Consider the following 3186-nt stretch of genomic DNA (forward strand, 5'->3'; position numbering starts at 1 on the left):
AGTCTAATTTTTCCTTAAATGATGCCGGATAGTGTATGCTATCTGGTATCATTTATTTAGCTTTTGTTGCATTTCTTAATTGAACTTACTAAGCAACAGTTATTCCGGCGACAAATGCAAATCTTGTATTTCTGTAAATACTGGGTTAATTATAATCAACTACGGGCAGGCTATTTATTTTTTGTACGAGATAGTTATCAGCTCAGAAGGAGCCAGTCTTTGCCTGCTGATCATGATATCCCCTAAAGTATTAGTCCTTATTTTTTTTACAAGCTTGCCATCTACCCTATAAACATAGTCCGAATTGGGTTTTAATTGATGGACGGTATATGTCACTGGTAATGATGAAGGGGCCGAAGTTTGCAGCCATTCTATTTTACCCGTGTCCCAGTTTTTTATTTCGATGGTTAAGGGTTTTGCCGAAGTTATTTGCAAAGCAGCATTTGTTTTGTTACCATTAAAATAGCTCAATTGGGTTTTGGTGGAAAAAAATCCAAAATCCGTTGGGGCAACCACTTTAAATCTGCCATTACTAACCGCATACCTATCATGTTCAAGGTTGATAACCAAACGTTCGTTCCTGAATTTATAGTTTAAACTGGTGCCTTCAAGCGCCGGCGTAATATGCGGGTCCAGGTAAAAGCGGTTATATTCAGGGTTGATGCCATAAATAGCCTGGTACAGGCCCACTATTGCCAAACTATTGCCTGACAGGATATCATCTCCCAATCCATCCTGCTTCAACCTGCCATAACGCTGAAAGGCAAGGCCGTCTTTACTATATTGGTTCAATACATTTTTTACATATTTAAGGGCCAGTGCAGGGCTATAGGCAGCATAGGCTTTTACGCCGACGGAACCCCATGATAAAAACAGGTCCCCGTTTTCATAATTTGGAAAAGGGAACTGCCATCCGTTTCCTTCACCGGGGGCGTATGTCGTCATCGCTATGGGCCAAAAGAAGAGCTTTTCCTGCTGCATCTGTGTTTCTATATTATCCAGGATGGTCTTTCTCCTTCCATCGTTATCGCAAATGCCGTAGGCAATCGCCATAAAGTTTACCGGCGTAACCATATTTGTGCCGTGTACGGATTTGTCTTTTGCAATCCAGTGCACATAACAACCTTTTTCCTCATCCCAAAAACCACCATCTTTAGTCGATTTATTGAAACTGGTTTTCAGCCTGGCCGCGAAGCTTTCGTAGTAGCCTGCTTTAGCATTATTATTTAATTGCCGTTCAATAGCGGCCCACTTAACAAGCGCATGGTATAGTTTCGCATTCACAAAAGCATTTTCGTACGATGCCCAAATAATATCTATCCAGTCACTGCTCTTTTTTTCGCTCTGGTCATTGGTCATCATTTCTACCAGCCCGTTATGGTTGCTGTCGCGTTTCAGGACCCAGTCCAAAGCTTTTTCGCACGATAGCTGGTGCGTTTTTACCCAGTTTTTATCACCCGTCATGTCATATAATTCAGCAACATTAGTCACCAGGTCTGGGTTCGAGTCCATTAAAATACCCCATTGCGCTTCGTAAAAACCATACTGGTTAAATTTACCCGGCATGGCATCTTCATTGGTATATGCCCAGCGCGGGTACACGCGGCCGTCCGGTTTTATGGCATGGTCGCGGTAATAATCCAGGCAGCTTTGGTAGCCTTTCAGGTACTTGGGGTCATTAATGCCGAGGCCCAGCTGGCCAATATACTGTTCGTGCAGGCAGATAGGACCATAGGGGGTATGCCAGCTGTTGCCGCCAAAATGCAGAGAGTCAATAACGCCTATCCTGGCAATGGTATTTAATACCGCACTTACCGCAGTACTGTCAATTCCCTTAAATGTTCCGCGCCCGTATTTTTCGTTAAAATTGAAATAGCTTAGTTTTATGGTTTGATGACTTTTTCCTGCCGGGATGGTATAGGGCGCCCATACATCCGTCCTTTGCCGGATAAATCTTCTCCGGTTAGTGCCGGTATCCATTTTATATTGCATCTCTTTGTCTGAAACGCCAATGGTATAGGCCAGCTTATCCCCGTTGGTGCGGCTGTATTTCATACAAACATTTTTGCCCGGGGCATCAACGGTTATATTAAGCCCCGTGTTGTTTTTGCTGTTCCAGAAATCAGATGAACGGGTGTGGATACCATAAGTGCACAATTTTTCATTAAACAGGTAAAACCAGGCCAGCCCGCCATAACCCTGGTAAGCGCCTTCCCAGGTATTGATGCTATCGAAATTGAAAGCGGGAAAAGCGGCTTCGTCAACCTTCAATGCTTTTGTATTGCTTCTTTCAATACTCCATTTTATGTTTTGGGTGGAAATGGTAAAAGTCCAGTTTTCAGTGATCGGCCCATAATGGATGCCGTTGAGTTTAATGGTGTTTTTTGTTTTTAGGCGTATAGGCGATGCATTTAACTGCTTCGAAGAATAAACAGTACCATGTATTGTTACCGAAGTAAAAACGCCATCCGCGCCACTGATCACCTTTTGCCCGCCAACAGTTAGCGAAGTGATGCTGGCCTGGTGATTATAATTCAGCACCATTTGAATGCCGGACGCATTGATAGTTATATCTTTTTGTGCTGATTGTGCAATAACGATACCCGGTAAAATTAAACCCGAGAGGTAAATTAATGCGATGCGTGTAATTTTTAAATACATAAACAGAGGCAGCTATTTAAAGTAAAAACAAAATTTTTGTTAAAATATAATACAATGGTAAATCTATTACCTTTTAGGATAAATAAGCGCCCTTAATCGCATTTAATGTCTTTATAAGCCAGTGTAGATTTTTGCGGCAACAGCAGCAGATGGAAAGGCTTTCGATTTTGATATTAGCGGAGGGTTGAAAAAACCCTATAAAACAAGTAAAGCCCCTGATGGGCAGGGGCCTTTACTAACCAATTATAAACCTAAATTATGAGAAGACTTTTTTATGTATTTGTATTACGGTGTAAATTTAACACTAACATTTAAAATAAGAACATTTTTTTTTGTAATATTTTTGTAAAAATGCTTGTTGTTCCTATTTGATTGTCAAAAATACAAACATTTTGTTAAAAATATCCTGCCCAAATATTCTAGCTCTATACAACCGGTGGTTAAATTTTATAATAAACTTGTAACACCACCACCAAATTCACAAATGTCGGGTAATATTCAATTCATGGCCAAAAGAGGAAGCTC

At 41.0% G+C, this 3186-nt stretch carries 1 protein-coding gene; it reads right to left on the reverse strand.

The window, feature by feature from the left end:
* Window positions 1–174 precede the first annotated feature (174 nt).
* Entirely contained in the window at window positions 175–2661 is a 2487-nt protein-coding gene (locus tag QZY09_RS02555) for a hypothetical protein (RefSeq protein WP_295667717.1), read from the reverse strand.
* Between the last annotated feature and the right edge of the window lie 525 nt (window positions 2662–3186).

Origin of the sequence: uncultured Mucilaginibacter sp. (assembly GCF_903913935.1) — a bacterium.
Lineage (GTDB): Bacteria > Bacteroidota > Bacteroidia > Sphingobacteriales > Sphingobacteriaceae > Mucilaginibacter.